General features: G+C 66.8%; 13 protein-coding genes. 11 read left to right on the forward strand and 2 right to left on the reverse strand.

Features of this window, described 5'->3' with window-relative positions:
• Positions 1-65 precede the first annotated feature (65 nt).
• Both MicroSTF_RS12795 and MicroSTF_RS12800 read left to right on the forward strand, forming a co-directional pair.
• Entirely contained in the window at positions 66-428 is a 363-nt protein-coding gene (locus MicroSTF_RS12795) for a winged helix-turn-helix transcriptional regulator (protein WP_021200104.1), read from the forward strand.
• 80 nt (positions 429-508) lie between these two features.
• Positions 509-1,057, forward strand: coding sequence for a YbhB/YbcL family Raf kinase inhibitor-like protein (locus MicroSTF_RS12800; RefSeq protein WP_297557123.1), 549 nt, complete (start codon positions 509-511; stop codon positions 1,055-1,057).
• A 156-nt stretch (positions 1,058-1,213) separates the two neighbouring features.
• Here MicroSTF_RS12800 and MicroSTF_RS12805 read toward each other — a convergent pair whose 3' ends face one another.
• Positions 1,214-1,933: a Pr6Pr family membrane protein gene (locus MicroSTF_RS12805; protein ID WP_029260839.1), complete on the reverse strand. Its 720-nt coding sequence runs from the start codon at positions 1,931-1,933 to the stop codon at positions 1,214-1,216.
• 91 nt (positions 1,934-2,024) lie between these two features.
• Positions 2,025-2,975, reverse strand: coding sequence for a DMT family transporter (locus MicroSTF_RS12810; RefSeq protein ID WP_136024317.1), 951 nt, complete (start codon positions 2,973-2,975; stop codon positions 2,025-2,027).
• 480 nt (positions 2,976-3,455) lie between these two features.
• Between MicroSTF_RS12810 and MicroSTF_RS12815 the strand changes: the two genes are divergently transcribed.
• The 9 genes from MicroSTF_RS12815 (at position 3,456) to MicroSTF_RS12855 (ending at position 20,384) form a co-directional block, all read left to right on the forward strand.
• Positions 3,456-7,232, forward strand: coding sequence for a putative toxin (locus MicroSTF_RS12815; RefSeq protein ID WP_322956083.1), 3,777 nt, complete (start codon positions 3,456-3,458; stop codon positions 7,230-7,232).
• A gap of 6 nt (positions 7,233-7,238) precedes the next feature.
• Positions 7,239-8,447 (forward strand): hypothetical protein, encoded by a 1,209-nt coding sequence (locus tag MicroSTF_RS12820; protein ID WP_322956085.1) that lies wholly within the window; start codon positions 7,239-7,241, stop codon positions 8,445-8,447.
• 28 nt (positions 8,448-8,475) lie between these two features.
• Entirely contained in the window at positions 8,476-10,929 is a 2,454-nt protein-coding gene (locus MicroSTF_RS12825) for an FG-GAP-like repeat-containing protein (protein ID WP_322956087.1), read from the forward strand.
• Positions 10,930-11,055: 126 nt separating this feature from the next.
• A complete protein-coding gene (locus MicroSTF_RS12830; protein ID WP_322956089.1) occupies positions 11,056-13,419 on the forward strand; it encodes an FG-GAP-like repeat-containing protein in 2,364 nt (787 codons plus the stop codon).
• 69 nt (positions 13,420-13,488) lie between these two features.
• Positions 13,489-16,530: an AbfB domain-containing protein gene (locus tag MicroSTF_RS12835; RefSeq protein WP_096359335.1), complete on the forward strand. Its 3,042-nt coding sequence runs from the start codon at positions 13,489-13,491 to the stop codon at positions 16,528-16,530.
• A gap of 136 nt (positions 16,531-16,666) precedes the next feature.
• Positions 16,667-17,923, forward strand: a complete 1,257-nt coding sequence (locus MicroSTF_RS12840; protein ID WP_029260846.1) for a hypothetical protein — start codon at positions 16,667-16,669, stop codon at positions 17,921-17,923.
• A complete protein-coding gene (locus tag MicroSTF_RS12845; protein WP_051668250.1) occupies positions 17,920-18,489 on the forward strand; it encodes a barstar family protein in 570 nt (189 codons plus the stop codon). The genes MicroSTF_RS12840 and MicroSTF_RS12845 overlap by 4 nt, the downstream gene beginning before the upstream one ends.
• 115 nt (positions 18,490-18,604) lie before the next feature.
• Positions 18,605-18,982 carry a hypothetical protein gene (locus MicroSTF_RS12850; protein WP_021200112.1) on the forward strand — a complete coding sequence of 126 codons (378 nt, stop codon included), beginning with the start codon at positions 18,605-18,607 and terminating at the stop codon, positions 18,980-18,982.
• 115 nt (positions 18,983-19,097) lie between these two features.
• Entirely contained in the window at positions 19,098-20,384 is a 1,287-nt protein-coding gene (locus MicroSTF_RS12855) for an adenylosuccinate synthase (protein ID WP_029260850.1), read from the forward strand.
• The last annotated feature ends 7 nt before the right edge of the window (positions 20,385-20,391 follow it).

Here is a 20,391-nt window from a genome sequence, read left to right on the forward strand (position 1 = left end):
ATTACTACTCGAAGGGGAGCAGTTACCCGCAAGGACCGCTGGTAACTTTCGGATACCATGAACGGATGACTTCCCTCAGCACCTGCGCCGCCGGCAGGCCCCATGATGTCTACGACGCCCAGTGCCCGTGCCGGGGCATCCTCGATCTGCTCGCCGACAAATGGAGCGCGCTCATCCTCGGCGCACTCGAGGGCGGCCCGATGCGGTTCGGTGAGCTCAAGCGCAAGCTCGAGGGCATCAGCCCGAAGGTGCTCACGTCGTGCCTTCGGCGACTCGAAGACCGCGACCTCGTCGCCCGCGAGATCTTCGCCGAGGTGCCGGCTCGCGTCGAGTACTCGCTCACCGCCCTCGGCGCCGACGCGGCGAAGCCCCTGCAGAGCCTCCGTGATTGGGTCGAGTCGAACATCCAGCGCTTCCCCGATCTCTGAGATTCCGAGAGTGGGGTGGTTACCCGGAGGTGACTTGCACCCCTTGCGGGAAACCAGGTGCTCGTCGATACCGTCCTCGCATGACAGATCAGACACAGGCAACGAACGACCCGTACTACGCGCTTCCCGAGGTGCCGAGCTTCGAGCTCCGCAGCTCCACCGTCGCTGACGGAACACCCTTCGCCGAGGCGCAGTACTCCGGAGTCTTCGGCGTCCCGGGCGGACGCGACATCTCTCCCGAACTCACCTGGTCGGGGTTTCCCGACGACACCCGGAGCTTCACCGTCACGGTCTTCGATCCGGACGCTCCCACCGGATCGGGATTCTGGCATTGGGCCGTCGGCAACATCCCCGCGACCACGACCCACCTCGTCGAGGACGCTGGCTCCGAGAGCCGGGAGCTGCTTCCCGCCGGTGCCGTGGCTTTCCCGAACGACGCCGGGCTCGCGCGCTACATCGGCGCCGCTCCGCCTGCCGGATCGGGCGTGCACCGGTACCACATCACCGTGACCGCGCTGGATGTGGCGCGGCTCGATCTGGACTCCGGTGCATCCCCGGCGCTCCTCGGCTTCACGGCGGGCCCGCACACGATCGCGCGAGCCACGCTCGTCGCGTACGCCGGGGAGTAGACCTCGGGCTGAGCACCCCCGTCCCGGGCGGGATTCTCCCTGTCGGGCGGAGCTTTCGTCTCGAGATCTCCGCCCGACGGCGAGAACTCCGCCCGTCGCGGGGCGTCCATTCGTGAGCAGGAGTGGGCGGAAGCAGCTGCGGGGTCAGGCTGGGTGTCAGGCTGCGGCGATGGTGGCGTCGGCGGTCGAATCCGAGACGACCGCCCGGCGACGGCCCACCCACACGACGAGGGCGGCGGCGCCGATGATGATCGCGGCGATCAGCAGCACGTAGAGGGCGACGCCTCCATACCCGCCGGGCTGGGCAGGGTTGAGGAACGGGTACGGATACCACGACGGCTCACCCGATGCCGGCGCGATCACGAGGTTCGCCCGGATCAGCGTGTAGATCACCCAGACGATCGGGAAGATGGCGGCGATGCCCACGGCGCTCCAGCCGAGAGCCCGCCGTCTCGGGGCGAACAGCACATCGGCCAGCATGATGATCGGCACCACCACGTGGAGCACCTCGTTCGACCAGCCGACCGTCGAGCCCTGGGGCAGCTCGATGCCGCGAAGCAGCAGGTTGTAGACCACGCCGGTGACGATCATGTAGGTGCTGGCGCACATCAGCAGGATCGCGAGCCACCGCGGTTCCGCCGTCGTGTCGCGATGGGCGAGCGCCCAGAACCCGCCACACGCCAACGCGACCACGGCGAGGACGTTCGACTCGATCGTGAAGAAGCTGAAGAAGTTCGAGATGACGGTCGGCAGATGCGCGCCCCACTCGGTCGTGGCCGCAGCGGCGATCTCGAGGGTGCGGATGAGCTGCGCGATGATCGCTGCCGCGGAGAGCACGGCTGCGGCGATGCGCACGTAGGGCCACCAGGTCGTCATGTTCGCCTCCGGTCGCAACTGTAGTGGCAGATTTCCGTAGACCGCGGCACCGATATATCGATATCGTCGAGGGGCTCGCCGCCTCCCGGCGTCAGGTGCGGCGACGCCACCGCAGACGGGTGATGAGCACGCCGAGCAGGCACAGCGCCCCGCCGAGGAACATCAATGGCGTCGGCACCTCGCCGAGGATCGCCCACGACATCAGGATCGCGATCGCCGGCACCACGTAGGTGGTCGCCGAGGTCTGTCCCGCGGTGCTGCGCTGCAGCACGTAGGCCCAGGTCGTGAAGGCGATCGCGGTGGGGAAGATGCCGAGGTAGACGACCCAGAGCGTCGCATCCAGAGGTGCCGTTTGGAGCGAGCCGATGAGGTTGCCGATCCAGGGCAGCAGCGCGATGGTGCCGACACCCGCTCCGAGCCAGGTGAGGGTGGTCGGGTCGACGCCCGAGGTGAGCAGCCGCTTCTGCACGAGCGTGCACCCGGCGTACATGACCGCGGCGAGGAGGGCGAGCAGCAGGCCGGTGATGTCGGGGCCGGCACTGGTGGACGAGTTCATGCCGATCAGGACGACGCCGAGGAAGGCGATGGGTGCCCCGATGACGAGCGGTTTCGGGAACCCCTCGCGCAGGAAGAGCCCGCTGAAGACGACGACCATGAGCGGTGCGAGGTTCACGACCATCGCCGCGGTGCCGGCGTCGAGCGTGAGCTCGGCGCTGTTGAGGGCGAGGTTGTAGACGCAGAACCAGCCGACGCCCCACACCGCGATCATCAGCCAGTGCCGACGCTCCGGCATGCGGATGCCGTGGCGCGCGGCGATGATCGTCAGCACGACGGTGCCGACGGCCATCCGCAGCAGGGCCAGTGCGCCGGGGTCGTAGTGCGGGCCTGCACCGCGGATGCCGATGAAGGCCGAAGCCCAGAGCACCACGGTGACGAGCGCCGCGACGAGCACGAGCGCGCCCTGCTTCTTCGGTGCATCGGTGCTGTTGGTCGCGCTGGTGCGCGTGTGGATTCCGGGGTCCCCGGATGCGGCTTCTGCCATCCTTCGATCCTGGCAGGGGCGTCCGACATCGGTCGAGCCGTCGAAGCGACATCCGCCGATGCATTTCGGACGATCCGAGACGATGGCCCGTGAGCGGAGATTCACGAGATCTTCCCGACCGGTTCACGTATCTCTCCCGAGTGGAGAAAAAGTTCCGTTCGATCACCTTCCTCATCCGTGGATATTGTGGCGTCGTATGAACGCGGAAACCCGCACTTCACAGGGAAAGCCCAGCGTCAAGTAGGCCATTCGGGGGACAGACAAGACTCACAGCTGACGGATAGAGTCCCGAGCGAGTACCGCCGCAAGCCCACGGTCGAAGCGTGACGGTCCTGTTTCGAGGTCGTGGTTTGCGTGCATCCTGACGTGCGTGTACGCGCATATGCGCATGCGCCGCGACTCGTTCTGGGGCGCCATCGCAGCGTCGTGATCTTCACGCGGTCCGATCCCTCTCGTGTCCTCCTGGAGAAGAGTCCTGCGATGAAGACCAGACCTCACCGTCGGCGCCTGCGTTTCGCACCGGCGCGGCGGCTCCCGTTCGCGTTCGCCGCCATGCTGATGACGACCGTCGTCGCGGTCGGTCTCTTCCAGCCGCTCGAAGCGTCAGCGGCGACCGCCGCATCGGCCGCGCGGACGCAGGTGTCCGCGCCGGCGGGTCTCTTCACCCCGTCGACGGATGCCGCCGGTGTGGTCACGCAGTTCACCGATGGGGGTCCGGCTGTCCAGGAGGCGGCGAGGCAGGCGCTGCTCAAGGGTGGGCAGAGCATCGAGAGCTTCATCACCACGGGGCAGCACGAGGCGATCGCACAGGACTACCGCCTCATCGCGCTGCGACTGAGCCTCGCGGGCGGGCGCGCCGTCCGTCAGCAGGCGGAGGCGGTGCTGACGGCGAACAATCCGGACCAGCTTCGTGCCTTCGTCACAGAAGGGTGGAAGGACGCCTGGGAGGTCGACGACCGCTCGGCGGCGTATGTGCTTGCGGATACCGGAACGCCCACCGTCCAGCGAGAGGCCAACAAGGCGCTGGACTCGGATGATTCGAGCGCCGTCTCGCAGTTCCTCCTGATCGGTCAGTACGACGCGAAGATCATCGACGACCGCGCGGCGGCCTACGTGCTCGCCTCCACGGGATCGCCGAGCGTGATCGCCGCCGCGGAGGCAGCGCTCGATGCGACGCTCCCGGACGGGTCCGAAGACGCACAGGCCGTGGCGGATTTCCTGCGTTACGGGCAGTTCGTCGCCGGGGCGCGCGACGCCGAGGCGGCGACCATCGCCCAGCTGACGAACCAGGTGATCGCGGCGAACATGGTCGCTCAGGAAGAGCGTCGCAACGCCGACAGCGCCTCCGCGCAGGCGGTCCTCGCGGCCAAGCTCGCGAAGGAGGCCACGCAGCGTGCCGCGCAGCAGGCCGCCGCCGCGCAGGGCAACGCCGAGCAGGCCAGCGCCGCCGCGAGCAGGGCGGCCGGTCTCGCCCGGCAAGCCGCCGACGCGGCAGATCTCGCCGTGCAGGCGGCTGCGGCAGCGCATCAGGCGATGAACGCGTCGATGAGCGCGGCGGGAACAGCCGCATCCGCGGCTGCTCGCGCCAACCGGGCGGCGGCGAACGCTGATGGTGCGGCGGCGAATGCGGCGGGCCAGGAGGGCATGGCGGCCGCGGCACGGGCAGAGGCGGAGAAGGCGCGCGACGCCGCAGACAAGGCGGCGAAGGCCAAGCGTGCAGCGGCCGAGGCGGAGACGGCGACGAATGCGGCGAACCGCGCTGCGCAGGCTGCGGGCGCCGCGGCCGGCTACTCGGGCGAGGCGGCCGGATATGCGATGGAAGCCTCTCAGGCGTCGGGAGTGTCATCGGCCGCTGCCGCGCAGGCGCGGGCTGCTGCGGCCAAGGCGAACGCGGCCAAGAACCGCGCGGCATCCGCCACGGCGCGGACGGACCGCCTTGCCGCCGAGACCTCGGCTGTCGCTCAGCAGGCCCGTGATGCGGCCGGGCGTGCGGCCGACAACGCCAACGCCGCGGCGATCGAGGCAGACACGGCCGCGGCCCAGGCCGGTGTTGCGCAGGGGGCTGCTGCTCGGGCGACCGCTTCTTCGGCGAAGGCGGCGGCCGCTGCTGAGGCCGCGACGAAGGACGTCGAGCTGGCGAAGACCATCTTCACTCTGGCGCGGAAGGCCGATGCGGAGCGTCTGGCCGCAGAAGAGGAATTCGGGCTGGCGCAGGCGGAGATCGCCGCAGCAGAGGAAGCCGAGGAGAAGGAGCTCAAGGACGAGGCCAAGAAGGAGGGCGCAGCCGCCGTTGCGGAGAGCAGCGCGTTCCTGAAGAAGATCACCGCTCCGGATGCGAACCTGCAGGAGCTGCTGCCGGAAGCGCGCTCGGCCATGCTCGCCCTGATCACGTCGGGAACCCCGTGGATTGCCGCTGCGGCCGAGCAGGCTGTCGTCGGCAATGACGAGGCCGTCGTCGAGTTCTTCAAGAACGGGTACGGCGTCGCGCTCGAGCAGGATCAGTGGGACGAGGCGAAGGCCCTGCTGTATGACGGCGACAACACGATGCTGCAGGACGAGGCCTATGACGTCCTCGAGAACGGCGAGGAGTACGTCGCGGCGTTCCTCAACGAGCGGCTTCCTGAGATCCGCGACCTCGAGAACCGCCAGATCGCATTCGTGCTCGCCACCGAGGGGGGACCGGCCATGCAGCGCGCGGCGAACCTCGCGCTCGATGCCGACGACCCCGCGGTCCTCGCCAAGTTCATCGCGGAAGGACAGTACGACGCGCTCGAGGTCGACCAGCGGGCGGCAGCCTTCGCGCTCAGCACGTCGGGCGGCCCCGAGGTGCAGGCGGCCGCGAACATCGCGCTCGAAGGTTCCCAGACGGCGCTGAAGAGGTTCCTCGAGCAGGGCCAGTACGAAGCTGCCAAGCGCGACAACGACACCGCGGCTCACGTGGCGCAGATGCAGAGCATGTTGCACCTGGCCGACCAGCAGGCCGCGGCCGCGCGGGAGGCGGCTGCGCTCGCGGAGAAGGCGGCGGCGACCGCGCGGCAGGCGGCGGCCGAGGCCCAGGCCAGCGCCGACCTGGCCCGGAAGTATGCGCAGGAGGCGCAGGGATGGGCTGCGCAGGCGGCCACGTCGGCCAACCAGGCGACTGCTTCGGAGAACGAAGCGCGCCAGTCGTCGCAGCGAGCGCATCAGGCGCTGACGGCCGCGACCGCCGATGCGAAGAAGGCCAACGGGTTCGCCGCGCAGGCGACGTCGTCGGCGCAGTCAGCCAGCGCTGCGGCGTCGCGGGCCAACGATGCCGCGAGCCGTGCGGCCACGTCGGCGACGAACGCAGGGCTGGACGCGGAAGCTGCAGTGAAGGCCGCGACGGAGGCTCGCGAGATCGCGGCATCGAAGCAACGCGCGGAAGATGGGGCCGACAACTACCCGCCGCCTGCCGGCAAAGAAGGGGAGCTCACCCAGGCGCAGATCGATGCCGCGTACGCGCTCGGTGGAGACGCAGAGGTGCAGCGGCTGAAGGACGCCCACGCGTTGACACAGCCTGATGCCCTGCTGAACTTCATCATCCAGGAGGGCGGCAAGGTTCTCCTCGACCTCATCGGTGTGACCGACATCATGGACTGCGTCACGAAGGGCGACATCGGTGCGTGCTTCATGGCGCTCATCGGGTTCGCTCCATGGGGCAAGCTCGCCAAGCTGGTCGAGTCGATTCCGCTGATCATGAAGCTTGCCGACAAGGTGGTGGGCTTCGTCAATAAGGTCGGCGACGCGTTCAGCCTCCTCAAGAAGAACAAGACCAAGACCGACGAAGTCGCCGGTGAGTGCATGGTTCGACCCGGTTGCGATCCCATCGACGCCTACCGGTTGACTAATCCGCCAGGTGCAACAGCGAACGAAAAGGGTCAGCTGGGTGAGTATGCCGCCGGTATCGTCATCGGGTCCCCGAAAGAGGTATTTGACAAGGCTTTGTATGGCACCACGCGAACGCGAATCACCGACTACGCGAACGAAACCATGATCATGGAGGTGAAGAACGTCGCGACACAGCACTACAGCACCCAGATCAAGGATCTACTTAAGATCACCGGCGCTACGAACAGGTCAGAGTTCGTGCTGGTGACGAGGCCCGATACTCATCTGACTGCTCCCCTTATCAAAGCACTGTGTCGAGCCGACCTCGGATTCGAGGTGATGGTCAAGCACCTCCCGATCGTTGTCGGTGGGGAGTTGTCCACCAACAAGCTGGTGTGCCCAGGGGGTTGAGCGCGAATGTCCTACGATCTTCACATCTACGGCCGGGAATCGCTTCCGCCGGACGAGCTGTCCGGGGTGGTCGCCCAGGTCGACGGCCTGAAAGCAGAACTCGATCAACCCTCAGGAGTCGTGACAGCGACGGTCAAGAGGCGATCCGGGCTTTGGTCTTCTCGCGAGCAGTGTTTCACCGTCGATGGACCGTTTGACCTCGATGCCGAAGACGTCCCCGGGCTAGGACCTTCGACCGGGCCCGGCGTGATGTACTCAGTCTCCGTGGATGGCGGCGGTCCCGATGACATTTCCCTCGCGCTGTCTTTCGCCGAGGTTCTTGCTCGTCGACTTGGAGGATCAGTAGTTGATCCCCAGAGGGCGGAGGTGCCACCTGCATCTGTGGCTTCGCAGTCTGCAGCGGGAGCGGCATCCACACGAAAGCTCTGGATGCACTTCAGCTGGTTCCGTCTCCGGGATGGACGTGCGGACCTTGCCGGCGAGTACCTGCGGGCGGCTCGGCGTTCTTTTGAGCTGGGTGTTCCTGTTCGCTTCGGATCATACGAGCCGATGCAGGGTCGCTTCCCGCGGGACCCGGACGAGAGATTCACCGAGACGTATGAAATGGAGTGCGACGCAACGCCTCTCTACTTTGCGAACAAGTCGATCTCGGAAGGAAGCATCGCCGGATGGTCGCTCGATGGACGGATGCGCTACCAGAGTGCTCAGCTCTCCGTTCGCTTCGAATCAGTGCAAAAGGCGAGTCTTGTCGCGGCCTCGCGCGACTTCTTCGTAGACCTGGCGCGGCGGTCTCAGAGCTTCTTCGGCTTCGTCGAGCTGAACGACCGTCAGGACGCAGACGCAGGGGTCGGGCACTTCGAGGGTGGATGGGGAGGGCTACCAGCCGACCCGCAATGGATGACGTGGTACGGGTCGGAATACGGCGAGATGGTGCGTCCTTACCTGGACGAGCGTGGGACCTTGGAGGAGTTCGAAGGCGGCACGCTCCATCGTTGGACCGAGCATCCTTGCGAGGCGAAGGACATTCGTGCGCAACTGGGCCGTCGCGGCTGGTTGCGCCCCGACTTCTTCGCGGTCGTGGAGGGGAGGACAGTGCGAGCGCCGGCAAAGAGGATGCCTCCGTCACTGCGCCCGCCCGAGCCCGGATCTGCGGAAGCCCTGCGTCTTGAAGCACTGTTTGCTCACAAGAGGGCACACAGGCGTTGGACGTCATGAGACGACCGAATCTCTTGAAAGGCATTGCATGTTCTCGTTGAAGTCTCGCCGTCGTGCGCGCATCAGCGCGGTTGGCATCGCGTCCGCGTTGGTGTCGGCGTTGCTCGTCTCGGTTCCGGTGTCGTCGGCGGTCGCTGATGACGCTCCGGGGTTCCTGGTGGAGTCGGGGGCGTATCCGGATGGGTCGTCGGTGGGTGCGGCGAACGGCATCGTTCTGAAGGACGGGAACGGTGGGTTGCGTGTCGTGACCTGTCCGGTCCCGATTCCGGTCGGTGCCGGGCTGGTCGAGGTCGAGTTCGAGAAGTCGGGTAAGCGCGCGAAGGTGTGCTTCGAGACGGTGTTCCGTCCGGCCGTGTTGAACCTGGAGATCGCGGCGTCGTTCGGGGTGAAGGCCGGCAAGCAGCCGATGGATGTGACGTATTCGGTGGCGGGTGGTCCGGAGGAGGATATCTCGGTGCCGGCGGGCGGACGTCGCAGTGTTGATACGGGCTTGACGGGTCAGTCGACGATCGTGGTGATCGAGGTGAAGGCCGACCCGGCCGTGGATGTCCCGGCGACGACGACCACGCATCCGCGGACGGCTGTCACGAAGATCCGCACGGGTCTGGGCTCGTGCACGGGAACGCTGGTGGACCGGTCGTGGGTGCTGACCGCGGCGAGTTGTTTCGCGGCCGACCCGGCAACGCTTGTCGCGGGTGCTCCGGCGGCTCCGGCGAGGGTGTTGTTCGGTCCGGATGTCGCGAACGACAAGACGATGAGCGGTGCTGGGGATCTGGGTGTGAAGATCACCCACGTCGAGCCGGCCGGCAACGGTCAGGACGCGGTGCTGGCGAAGCTGGAGACGGCGGTGGATGACATCACTCCGATGCCGGTCGCCACGACCGCTCCGGTCGCGGGCCAAGACGTGGCGTTCACGGGCTTCGGCCGCACGAACAACGTGTGGGTCCCTCTCGCGTCTCGCACGAACACCTACCCGGTCACGGCGGTCAACGCCGCGACCGTGACTGGTTCGGCATCCGGTGCTTCCCTCTGCCTCGGCGACGGCGGCGCCCCCGGCGTCCGCAACGTCGATGGAACCGACACGCTCGTCGCTGTCGCCTCCCAGTCGACGCAGACCGGTTGCTACGGCTCCGGCCTCCCCGCAGGCACCGCTTCGACCATCGCGACACGCGGCGACATCATCGCCGGATGGGTGGCCGCCACGGTCCAGAAGGGGCTCGACACGACCCCGGTCGCCGCTGCGGATCAGACCCTTGCGCAGCAGATCGTGGCCACCGGCCGCGTGAGCGGAACCGAGGCGCTCGCCCAGATCCAGGCGTATGCCGACGGCTTCAAGCGCGGCCACCTGATCGGCGGACAGGTTCGTGACTGCACGATCGACCCCGTGATCCTCTCCGCTTTGAAGAAGGTCGTCGTCGATCAGAACTTCTCGATCACGATCTCTTCTCTCAACGAGTACTGCACCACGGCGACCCCGTCGCCCACGAGCTACCACGCGAAGAACAGTGGCGGTCATGCTGTCGACATCAGCGTCGTGAACGGCGTCGCCGCGACCGGCAACACGGCGCAGGACCAGGCTCTGACGACCGCCATGTTCACCGCGCTGCCGGCACCGGCGGGCATCGGTCAGGTCACGTGCCGCCCGGCGCTCACGGTTCCGAACGGCTGGGCGCAGACCGAAGAGGACTGCACGCACAACCACTTCGAGTACCACGGCGTGCCGCTCACACCGGCCAAGCCCTCGTTCGATCTGAACAGCGATGGCAAGGCTGACGTGATCGGGATCACCTCGTCCAATTCGCTCTACATCTATCACGGCAACGGCAACGGCGGATGGACGACCCAGACCTCCGTCAGCGCAGGGTGGGCTTCGGCCAAGACCCTCATCCACGGCGACTACAACGGTGATGGCAAGGGCGACATGATGGTCGTCAACACCGACGGCACCCTCTGGTACTACCAGGGTGATGGTGCGCTGGGCTTCCCGTCGAAGGCGCTGGCTGCCCGCGGATGGGATACGAAGGGCCTGATCACGGGTGGGATCGACTTCAACGGAGACAAGAAGGCCGACCTCGTCGCCCGTGAGTCCGACGGCCACCTCTACGCCTACCCCGGCAACGGGAACGGAACCTTCGGCGCCAAGATGAAGATCGGCCATGACTGGGGTGGGATCTCTCGGGTCCTCGCCGGCGACTGGACCGGCGACGGCAAGGGCGACATCCTCGCCACGACGACGACCGGACTCCTTCGCATCTACCCGGGCAACAACGTGACGCTCACCGGCGGTCCGCAGGTCGGCAATGGCTGGAACAACATCTCGGCGATCACCGGCGGCGTCGACTACGGCCTGGACGGCAAGGCCGACCTGTTCGGTCGGACCGGCGATGGCGGACTGTACGTATACCCCGGCCTCGGCATCTCCGGTTTCGGCGCCTCCACACGCGTCGGCAACGGGTGGACCTCGCTCCGCCTGTTCAGCTGAGCCCAGTCTCGCGCACTCACATTCCTTGAAAGGCATTGCATGTTCTCGTTGAGATCTCCCCGTCGTGGTCGTGTTGCGGCTGTGGGGGTGGCGGCGTTGGTGTCGGCCTTGCTCGTCTCGGTTCCCATGACCTCGGCAGTCGCCGATGATGCTCCGGGGTATCTCGTGGAGGCGGGGCTGTATCCGGATGGGGCCGCGGTCGGTCCGGCCGCCGGGATCGTTCTGAAGGACGGGAACGGTGGTCTGCGTGTCGTCACGTGCGCGGCGGGGACTGGGCAGGTCGAGGTGGAGTTCGAGAGGTCGGGCAAGCGGGCGAAGGTGTGCTTCGAGGCGGTGTTCCGTCCGGCGGTGTTGAATCTGGAGATCGCGGCGTCGTTCGGTGTGAAGGCCGGTGCGCAGCCGATGGATGTGACCTATTCGGTCGCGGGTGGTCCGGAGAAGGAGATCCCAGTGCCGGCGGGCGGGCGTCGCACGGTTGACGAGCTGCAGACGGGTCAGTCGACGATCGTGGTGATCGAGGTGAAGGCCGACCCCGCGGTTGACGTGCCGGCGACGACGGCCACGCATCCGCGGACCGCTGTCACGAAGGTCCGCACGGGTCTGGGTTCGTGCACGGGAACGTTGGTGGATCGGTCGTGGGTGCTGACGGCGGCGAGCTGTTTCGCAGCTGATCCGGCGACGCTGGTCCCGGGTGCCCCGGCGGCTCCGGCGCGGGTGCTGTTCGGCCCCGATGTCGCGAATGACAAGACGATGAGTGGCACCGGGGATCTGGGTGTGAAGGTCGCCCACATCGAGCCCGCCGGCAACGGTCAGGATGCTGTTCTGGCGAAGCTCGACACCGCAGTGGACGACATCGCCCCCATGCCGATCGCGACATCGGCACCTGCCGCGGGTCAAGACCTCGCCTTCACCGGCTTCGGCCGCACGAACAACGTCTGGGTCCCCCTCGCCTCGCACACGAACACCTACCCCGTGACGGCCGTCAACACGGCCGCGCTGACGGCTGCAGCGGCCGGTGCTTCTCTCTGCCTCGGTGACGGCGGCGCCCCCGGCGTCCGCGACATCAACGGCACGAAGACACTCGTCGCTGTCGCATCCCAGGCATCACAGGCCGGCTGCTACGGCTCCGGCATCCCCGCCGGCACCGCAACCGTCACCGCAACCCGCGGCGACACCCTCTCCGGCTGGGTCGCCGCCACCATCCGCAACGGCCTCGACACGGTGGTCGTGCCGGCGGCGACCAAGGTCCTCGCTCAGCAGCTCGTCGACAGCGGCCGCATCACCGCGGAGCCGAAGATCATGACGCAGCTTCAGGCGTACGCGGCGGGCAAGGTGAGGGGAAACATCGTCGACAACCAGGTTCGCGACTGCACGATCGACCCGGTCCTCCTCGAAGCGTTGAAGAAGGTCGTCGTCGACCAGGGCTTCTCGATCACGATCTCTTCGCTGAACGAGTACTGCGTCACTCCGGGGGCTGCGAAAGCGGACTATCACTCGCGGAACGGCGGCGGATACGCCGTCGACATCAGCGTGGTGAACGGCGTGGCTTCGACAGGCAACACGGCACAGGATCAGGCGCTGCGAGCGGCGATGCTCGCGGCATTGCCTGCACCCAGCGGGATCGGACAGCTCAGCTGCCGCCCGAGGACCACGACACCTGCGGGATGGTCGCAGTTCGACGCCGCCTGCACGCACAACCACTTCGAGTACCGGGGGTCCGTCGCGGCTGCAGCGCCGGTGATCAAGCCCTCGTTCGACGTGAACAGCGATGGCAAGCCCGACGTTCTGTCGGTCTCGGCGTCGAATCACCAGCTCTACCTCTACCTGGGTAGCGGGACGGGTGGCTGGACCCAGCAGTCGACAGGCAGCGCCGGTTGGGAAGCGGTCACCGCGATCGTCCACGGAGACTACAACGCGGACGGCAACGGCGATATCGTCGCGACCTGGAATGACGGCAGCATCTGGTTCTACGAGGGTGATGGGGCGAACGGCTTCGTCGGCAGATCACTCATCGGCTCGGGTTGGCCCGGAACGGCGCTGCTCACCGGAGGCGTCGACTTCAACGGCGACGGACGCGCCGACCTCATCGGCCGCGGCACCAACGGGAACATCTACCTGTATGCGGGAAACGGCGCGGGGAGCTTTGCAGCCGGGGTGCATTTCAACGCCGGCTGGGGGCATATGACTTCTCTGCTCGCCGGCGACTTCAACGGCGATGGCAAGGGCGACCTCGTCGCTCGCGACTCCAACGGCCTGCTGTGGCGATTCCTCGGCGACGGCGTAAATCTCACGACGCCGACGCAGGTCGGCAACGGCTGGAACATCATGACCGTGATCACCGGCGGGCTCGACTACACCGGTGACGGCATCGCCGACATCCTGGCCCGCCAGACCACGGGTGCGTTCTGGATCTACCCGGGCACAGCCACAGGATTCACGGGCCCGACCAACCTCAACAGCGGGTGGAACGCTCTCCGTCTGCTCAGTTGAACGGCTGCTCTTTTTGCAGACAGACATCACTCACGCGTCCTGAACCCCAGGCTTCTTGAAAGGCATTGCATGTTCTCGTTGAGATCTCCCCGTCGGGGCCGCATCACGGCTGTGGGGGTGGCGGCGGCGTTGGTGTCGGCGTTGCTCGTCTCGGTCCCCGTGAGTTCTGCGGTGGCGGATGACGCTCCCGGGTATCTCGTGGAGTCCGGAGCGTATCCGGACGGGGGTTCGGTGGGTTCGGCCGCGGGCATCGTTCTGAAGGATGGCAACGGTGGTCTGCGTGTCGTCACGTGCGCGGCCGGGACCGGGCAGGTCGAGGTCGAGTATCAGATGGCCGGCAAGAAGGCGAAGGTGTGCTTCGAGGCCGTGTTCCGTCCGGCGGTGTTGAATCTGGAGATCGCGGCATCGTTCGGGGTCAAGGCCGGCGCGCAGCCGATGGATGTCACGTACTCGGTCGCGGGTGGTCCGGAGACGGAGATCCCGGTGCCGGCCAACGGACGTCGCACGGTCGACCAGAATCAGACTGGTCAGTCGACGGTCGTGGTGATCGAGGTGAACGCGGTGTCTACCGACGTCCCTGCGACCACCACCACGCACCCGCGGACGGCGATCACGAAGATCCGCACGGGTCTGGGATCCTGCACGGGCACGTTGGTGGACCGCTCGTGGGTGCTGACTGCGGCGAGCTGCTTCGCGGCCGACCCGACGACCCTCGCTGCGGGTGCCCCTGCCGCTCCGGCACGGGCGTTGTTCGGCCCGGATGTCGCGAACGACAAGACGATGAGCGGCACCGGCGATCTGGGCGTGAAGATCACTCACCTGGAGCCCGCGGGCAACGGTCAGGACGTGGTTCTGGCGAAGCTGGAGGCACCTGTCGATGACATCACCCCGATGCCGGTCGCGACGGCCGCCCCGGTCGCAGGCCAGGACATCGCGTTCACGGGCTTCGGGCGCACCGCATCCGTCTGGGTCCCGCTCACCTCTCGGACGAACACCTACCCGGTCACGTCCCTCAACACGGCCACAGTGACCACCGCAGCCTCCGGTGCTTCGCTCTGTCTCGGTGACGGCGGCGCCCCCGGCATCCGCGACATCAACGGCACGAAGACACTCGTCGCTGTCGCGTCGCAGGCATCACAGGCTGGCTGCCACGGCTCCGGCATCCCCGCAGGCACCGCATCGATCACGGCGACCCGCGGCGATGTCATCGCACCCTGGGTCACCGCGACCATCGAGAACGGCCGGAAGCTCGCCGGAATCAGCGCCGGTCAGGTGCTGGAGATCGAGAGCATCGCTCAGGCGGGCGCGTGCATGTCGACCAAGAACGCAGCGTCGAACTCTTCAGCGGGGCCTGTGGTGATTCCGTCGAGCTGCACGCTCATCGGCCAGATGCGTCGGTGGGAGCTCGTAGAGGTCACTCCGACCGTCTTCGCCCTGCGCAACTACGTCGACCGCGCGATGTGTGCCGCGAGTTCGGATGCCGCAGGCAGCGCCCTCGTGCAGGCCGCCTGCGCGCCCGCCGATCCGAAGCAGCAGTGGACGTTCCGCGAGCAGGCCGCCGGCACGGTGAGTGTCGTGAACATCGCGTCCGGCAAGGTTCTCGCAGCGCCCTCGACGACGGCCATCACGCTGAAGACGGATTCCGGCGCGAACGTCGATCGATGGAAGTACACGAACGTCGCGAAGATGCGTTACGACGCTGCCACCGTGGGAAGCTACGTATCGTTGCGCACGGCCGTCGGAGGCAAGTCCCTCACCGCGACCACCACCGCCCAGGCGAACGTCAAGGATGTCGTCGCGACGTCACCTCTCGCGTTGCGCCAGGAATCGACGTTCCGGGTCGTGAAGGGTCTGATCGATCCGCAGTGCGTCAGCTTCGAGTCGATCGCCTCGCCGGGCAAGTTCCTGAACATCTCCACGACGGCAGACGGAAACATCGTGCTGGTCGCGCCTTCTCCCACCAGTACGCGCAACGCGACCTGGTGTGCGCAGGATGCGGCGCACGGAGTCGGCTTCTCGTTCCCCGCGGCTCGCGATTCCTGGCGGATGCTGCGTTCACACAAGAACGGTCTCGTCTACGGCGGCGCCAGCTTCAATGCGGGCGTGCCCAACGGCGATGATCAGGCCGGCTACGTTCCCGATACCGCATGGGTCATCGGCGAGCCCTGGGCCGCGCCCACGTTCGCAGGAGGTCAGGTCTTCGAGATCGAGAGCATCGGCCAACCAGGCACATGCTTCTCGACGAAGAGCGCGGCCTCGAGTCCGAACGCCGGGGCTGTCCTGGCTCCTGTGGGCTGCACCCTGAACCCCCAGATGCGCCGCTGGGAACTGATCGAGATCACACCGACCGTGTTCGGCCTGCGCAACTACGCACATCACCCCATGTGCGCCGCGAGTTCGGATGCTGCGGGCAGCGGGGTCGTGCAGGCTGCGTGCGCTACGACTGACACTCGTCAGCAGTGGACATTCGCCGACCAGCCCTCGGGCGGAGTGAGCATCGTCAACGTCGCCTCCGGCAAGGTGCTCACAGCGCCGACATCGACGACTCTCACCTTGCGGGCCGCCACGGGCGCGAGCGTCGAACGATGGACGTACAAGAACGTCACCAAGATGCGTTCCGACGTCGCGACGATCGGCAGTTACGTTTCGCTGCGCACCGTCGTCGGTGGGAAGTCCTTGACGGCCGTGCCTGCCGCGGCGCAAGCATCCGTCGGCAACGTCACTGCCTCCTCACCGCTCGCTCAGCGTCAAGCAGCGACGTTCCGGGTAGTGCAGGGGCTGGTGGATCCACAGTGCTACAGCTTCGAGTCGGTCGCATCTCCCGGGAAGTACTTGAACATCTCCACGACGACGGATGGCTACATCGTCTTGGCCACGCCTTCTGCGACCAGCAGCCGTAACGCGACCTGGTGCGCAGAGGACGCGGAATTCGGCGTGGGACTCTCTTTCCCGGCCGCCCGTGATCCGTGGCGCAAGCTTCGCATGCACCAGAACGGTCTCGTCTATGGTGGTGCGACGTTCAGTGCGGGAGTGCCGAACGGCGACGACGCCGCCAACTACATCCCTGACACCGCATGGGTCTTCGGCGAGCCTTGGGTGACCGCACCGTAGGAGGCTCCTCGGACGGCGTGCCTCTGCTCTCTTCGTAGGCCCTGTCGCTCTCCGCGGGGGGAGTGACAGGGCCTGCGATCGGAGCGTGTGGAGCGCTTCCGGCAGGACGAGACAGACGAATCGAAAGGCGGGATAGGTGTCATACGACCTCGAGGTGTACGGGAAGGTCTCGTTGACGGCGAGGGACCTGGCGAAAGTGGTTTCGTCACTGCGCGGGCTGAAGGCTAAGGTCGATCGGCGATCGCAGACGATCTCGTCGATCGTCGACAAGCGCACCCGCGAGATGGCGTTCGAGCTCGACGGCCCCGATCGTGTGGAGCCGGAGGATATCCCGGCGGAGTGGACCGAGGTCGCGGATGCGACGGTGCTCTACAGCATCCACGTGTCGTACGACGTCACGTCGGGAGCGGGGTTCTCGTTCAGCGTCGACGAGACGAAGCTGGCGACGGCGTCGGCCTTCGCCGCACGGTTGGCGGAGCGCGTCGACGGCACGGTGATCGACCCGCAGACCTACGAGCCGCAGCCGGAACCGCAGCCGGAACCGCAGCCGCAGCGCCCCCGCTTCCTGCATCTGCGCTGGTACCGACTGCTCGATGACACACACGATAAGGATCTCGCCGCGATCTACCTCCGCACGGCGCGCGAGTTCTTCAGACCAGGGGTGCCGTCGCGATTCGGCACGCACGAACCGTTTCAGGGGAGGTTCCCCCGCGACGACGATGCGACGTTTGACGGGATGTACCGCGCAAACTGCTACCTCGGCGATCTCATCCTCGCGGGCAAGCCGATCGAGCACGGGACCATCGACGGCTGGACGAACGACCTGGAGCGCCGAACTCAATCGATCCGACTGAAGTTCGAGCTCGATCGGCTCGAGAAGCTCAAAGCTCTTGACGCCATCGAGCCGTTCTTCGTCGCACTCGCCGAACGGACCGGGGCCTTCTTCGCGTTCGCCGAGGTCAATACGAATCGGTACGGAACCGCCCACCCGCTCATGGACGTCAAACTCAAAGACCCGTGGAGCGGATTGCCGACCGCGCCGCAATGGATGACCTGGTTCGAGCCGGAATACGCCGAGATGGTCGCTCCGCATCTCGATCCCATCCGCACGAAGGCCAACGGCCAGGGGACTCTGCACCGCTGGACGGAGCACCCGGCCGAGGCGGAGGAGCTCCTTCGGTTGAGCGGCGATCCGTGGATCCCCGCCGGCTTCCGAGGGGTGCTCGATCCCGCAGGCGACGGGCGGTGCGCCGAGGCGGCCGCGGTCATGCCGGCGTCTCTGAGGTATCCCGCCCCCGAATCACCGCAAGCCCTGCGCATCGAGGCGCACTACGCGCGGGTGCGAGAGATCGAGGCCAACGCACGGAACCGAGCCGCCGAGGGGCGGCGATGACGCTCGAAGGGGGAGAGGTCGGCCCGACGTCGACCGCGAGGGGCTTCCTCTGGGCGACGGAAGGTCCGTGGGTGTACGTCGGACACGGCGAGCAGGGGCGCGAGAAGTGGATTCCATCGTCGTTCTACATGACGGCCGAGCTGGATGACGCGTGTGTGCGGACGCTCCGCGGGTGGAAGATGCGTTCTTACGAAGGACTGATGAACGAGTTCGGAGCCGCGCTCCAGTTCTTCGACGGATTCGGGGAGAACTGGTCGGCGCTGAGCGACTGCCTCCGATCTCTGGACGAGTGGCTGCCGGCCAAGGCCTACGTGCTCGTCGTCGAGCGCGCGGAAGAGGTTCTCGTCGACGATCCCCTTGATGTCGAAGCGTTCTTGCGCACGCTCCATTCGGCCGGAGAATCCTGGTCTGCAGCCGTGGACAGCCCCGAGATCTATGCGCGTCCGCCCATCCCGTTCCACGTGCTGCTGAACGTCAGCGATGCGCACCCGGAGGGCATCGACCGATTCGTCCGCACTGCCGCCGAGGCGCGAACCGACATCGCCTTGCGTGTGGGCCGTCGATGATGGGGCGAAACATGCAATCCCTGGTACTTCCACCCGGGTGACTTCTGTGCCCGCGCCGGCGGAGAGTGGGGAATCGACCACCCTGCGTGCATCCAGACGGATAGGCTCCTGTGCCATGACGGAGCACAAGAACCAGCGGCAGCATCAGCCCGAACTTCACGGAGGGGTGCTGAGCGGCGGTGGCAGCCCGGCGCTGTGGGGCGCGCTGATCGGACTCATCGTGTTCGTCTTCGTCGGTGTCCCGATCAGCGCGGCGGTGCGCTTCGCGACCCATCCGATGTCCCAGCAGCTGTTCGGAGGCCGACTGTCGGAGGCGACCGTCGGCGGCTATACGGCGTTCTGGTGGATCGTCGCGATCATGCTCCTCGCCCTTCCCTTCCTCGTGGGGTGGGGTGTCGCGAAGCTCTCGGCGCGAACCCTCACGATCATCGGCGCGATCGCCGTCGCGTTCTTCGTGGTCATTCTGATCCTCGGCCAGCTGTACGTGTTCTGACCGCCCCCGACGCTCCCCCGAAAGGCGCACCGAAGCCCTCCCGATAGGATGGGACCGCCCGAAGAGGGCCAGCTCATCGGCCGGTGCAAACCCGGCGAAAGCCAGGGGGTTACCCATGCCAGGAATCGTTATCGTCGGCGTGCAGTGGGGCGACGAAGGAAAGGGCAAGGCCACCGATCTTCTCGGTGAGCGCACCGACTGGGTGGTGAAGTTCAACGGCGGCAACAACGCCGGGCACACCGTCGTCGTCGGTGATGAGAAGTACGCGCTGCACCTGCTGCCCTCCGGCATCCTGTCTCCGGGCGTGACGCCCGTCATCGGCAACGGCGTCGTGGTCGACCTCGAGGTGCTGTTCTTCGAGCTCGAGGCGCTCGCCGCTCGCGGCATCGATGTCTCGCGACTCAAGGTCAGCGCCAACGCGCACATCATCACGCAGTACCACCGCACGCTCGACAAGGTCACCGAGCGCTTCCTCGGAAAGCGCATGATCGGCACGACCGGCCGCGGCATCGGCCCGGCGTACGCCGACAAGATCAACCGCGTGGGCATCCGTGTGCAGGACCTGTTCGACGAGAACATCCTGCGCCAGAAGGTCGAGGGCGCCCTCGACCAGAAGAACCATCTGCTGGTGAAGATCTTCAACCGCCGTGCGATCACCGCCGACGAGGTCGTCGAAGACCTGCTGTCGTACGCCGAGCGGCTGCGGCCCATGGTGGCCGACACCGGCTACCTGATCGCCCAGGCCCTGGACCGCGGCGAGGTCGTCGTGTTCGAGGGCGGCCAGGCCACGATGCTCGACATCGACCACGGCACCTACCCGTTCGTGACCTCGTCTTCGGCGACTGCAGGAGGCGCGGCGACCGGTGCGGGCGTCGGCCCCGGTGCGCTCGACCGCATCGTCGGCATCGTCAAGGCATACACGACCCGCGTCGGCTCCGGCCCCTTCCCGACCGAGCTCTTCGACGAGCAGGGCGAGTGGCTGCGCAAGCAGGGCTTCGAGTTCGGCACCACCACCGGCCGTCCGCGCCGCGTCGGTTGGTACGACGCTCCCATCACTCGCTACGCGACGCGCATCAACGGCATCACCGACCTGGTGCTCACCAAGCTCGACATCCTCACGGGTCTCGAGCAGATCCCGGTGTGCGTCGCCTACGACGTCGATGGCGAACGCTTCGACGAGGTGCCGGTCAACCAGACCGACTTCCACCACGCGAAGCCGATCCTGGAGTACTTCCCCGGCTGGAACGAAGACATCTCGGTCGCGCGCACCTTCGAGGACCTGCCGCAGAACGCGCAGGACTATGTGCTGGCGCTCGAGAAGATGAGCAACACGCGCATCTCGGTGATCGGCGTCGGCCCGGAGCGCGACCAGGTCATCGTCCGCCACGGTCTGCTCGACTGACCCGCGC

It is taken from the genome of Microbacterium sp. STF-2 (genome assembly GCF_034650155.1).
GTDB classification, from domain to species: Bacteria; Actinomycetota; Actinomycetes; order Actinomycetales; family Microbacteriaceae; genus Microbacterium; species Microbacterium maritypicum_A.

Bases quoted from the DNA above. Each gene is read 5' to 3' on its own strand.
- MicroSTF_RS12795 (WP_021200104.1), top strand. From the start codon at position 66: ATGACTTCCCTCAGCACCTGCGCCGCCGGCAGGCCCCATGATGTCTAC.
- MicroSTF_RS12800 (WP_297557123.1), top strand. From the start codon at position 509: ATGACAGATCAGACACAGGCAACGAACGACCCGTACTACGCGCTTCCC.
- MicroSTF_RS12805 (WP_029260839.1), bottom strand. From the start codon at position 1,933: ATGACGACCTGGTGGCCCTACGTGCGCATCGCCGCAGCCGTGCTCTCC.
- MicroSTF_RS12810 (WP_136024317.1), bottom strand. From the start codon at position 2,975: ATGGCAGAAGCCGCATCCGGGGACCCCGGAATCCACACGCGCACCAGC.
- MicroSTF_RS12815 (WP_322956083.1), top strand. From the start codon at position 3,456: ATGAAGACCAGACCTCACCGTCGGCGCCTGCGTTTCGCACCGGCGCGG.
- MicroSTF_RS12820 (WP_322956085.1), top strand. From the start codon at position 7,239: ATGTCCTACGATCTTCACATCTACGGCCGGGAATCGCTTCCGCCGGAC.
- MicroSTF_RS12825 (WP_322956087.1), top strand. From the start codon at position 8,476: ATGTTCTCGTTGAAGTCTCGCCGTCGTGCGCGCATCAGCGCGGTTGGC.
- MicroSTF_RS12830 (WP_322956089.1), top strand. From the start codon at position 11,056: ATGACCTCGGCAGTCGCCGATGATGCTCCGGGGTATCTCGTGGAGGCG.
- MicroSTF_RS12835 (WP_096359335.1), top strand. From the start codon at position 13,489: ATGTTCTCGTTGAGATCTCCCCGTCGGGGCCGCATCACGGCTGTGGGG.
- MicroSTF_RS12845 (WP_051668250.1), top strand. From the start codon at position 17,920: ATGACGCTCGAAGGGGGAGAGGTCGGCCCGACGTCGACCGCGAGGGGC.
- MicroSTF_RS12850 (WP_021200112.1), top strand. From the start codon at position 18,605: ATGACGGAGCACAAGAACCAGCGGCAGCATCAGCCCGAACTTCACGGA.
- MicroSTF_RS12855 (WP_029260850.1), top strand. From the start codon at position 19,098: ATGCCAGGAATCGTTATCGTCGGCGTGCAGTGGGGCGACGAAGGAAAG.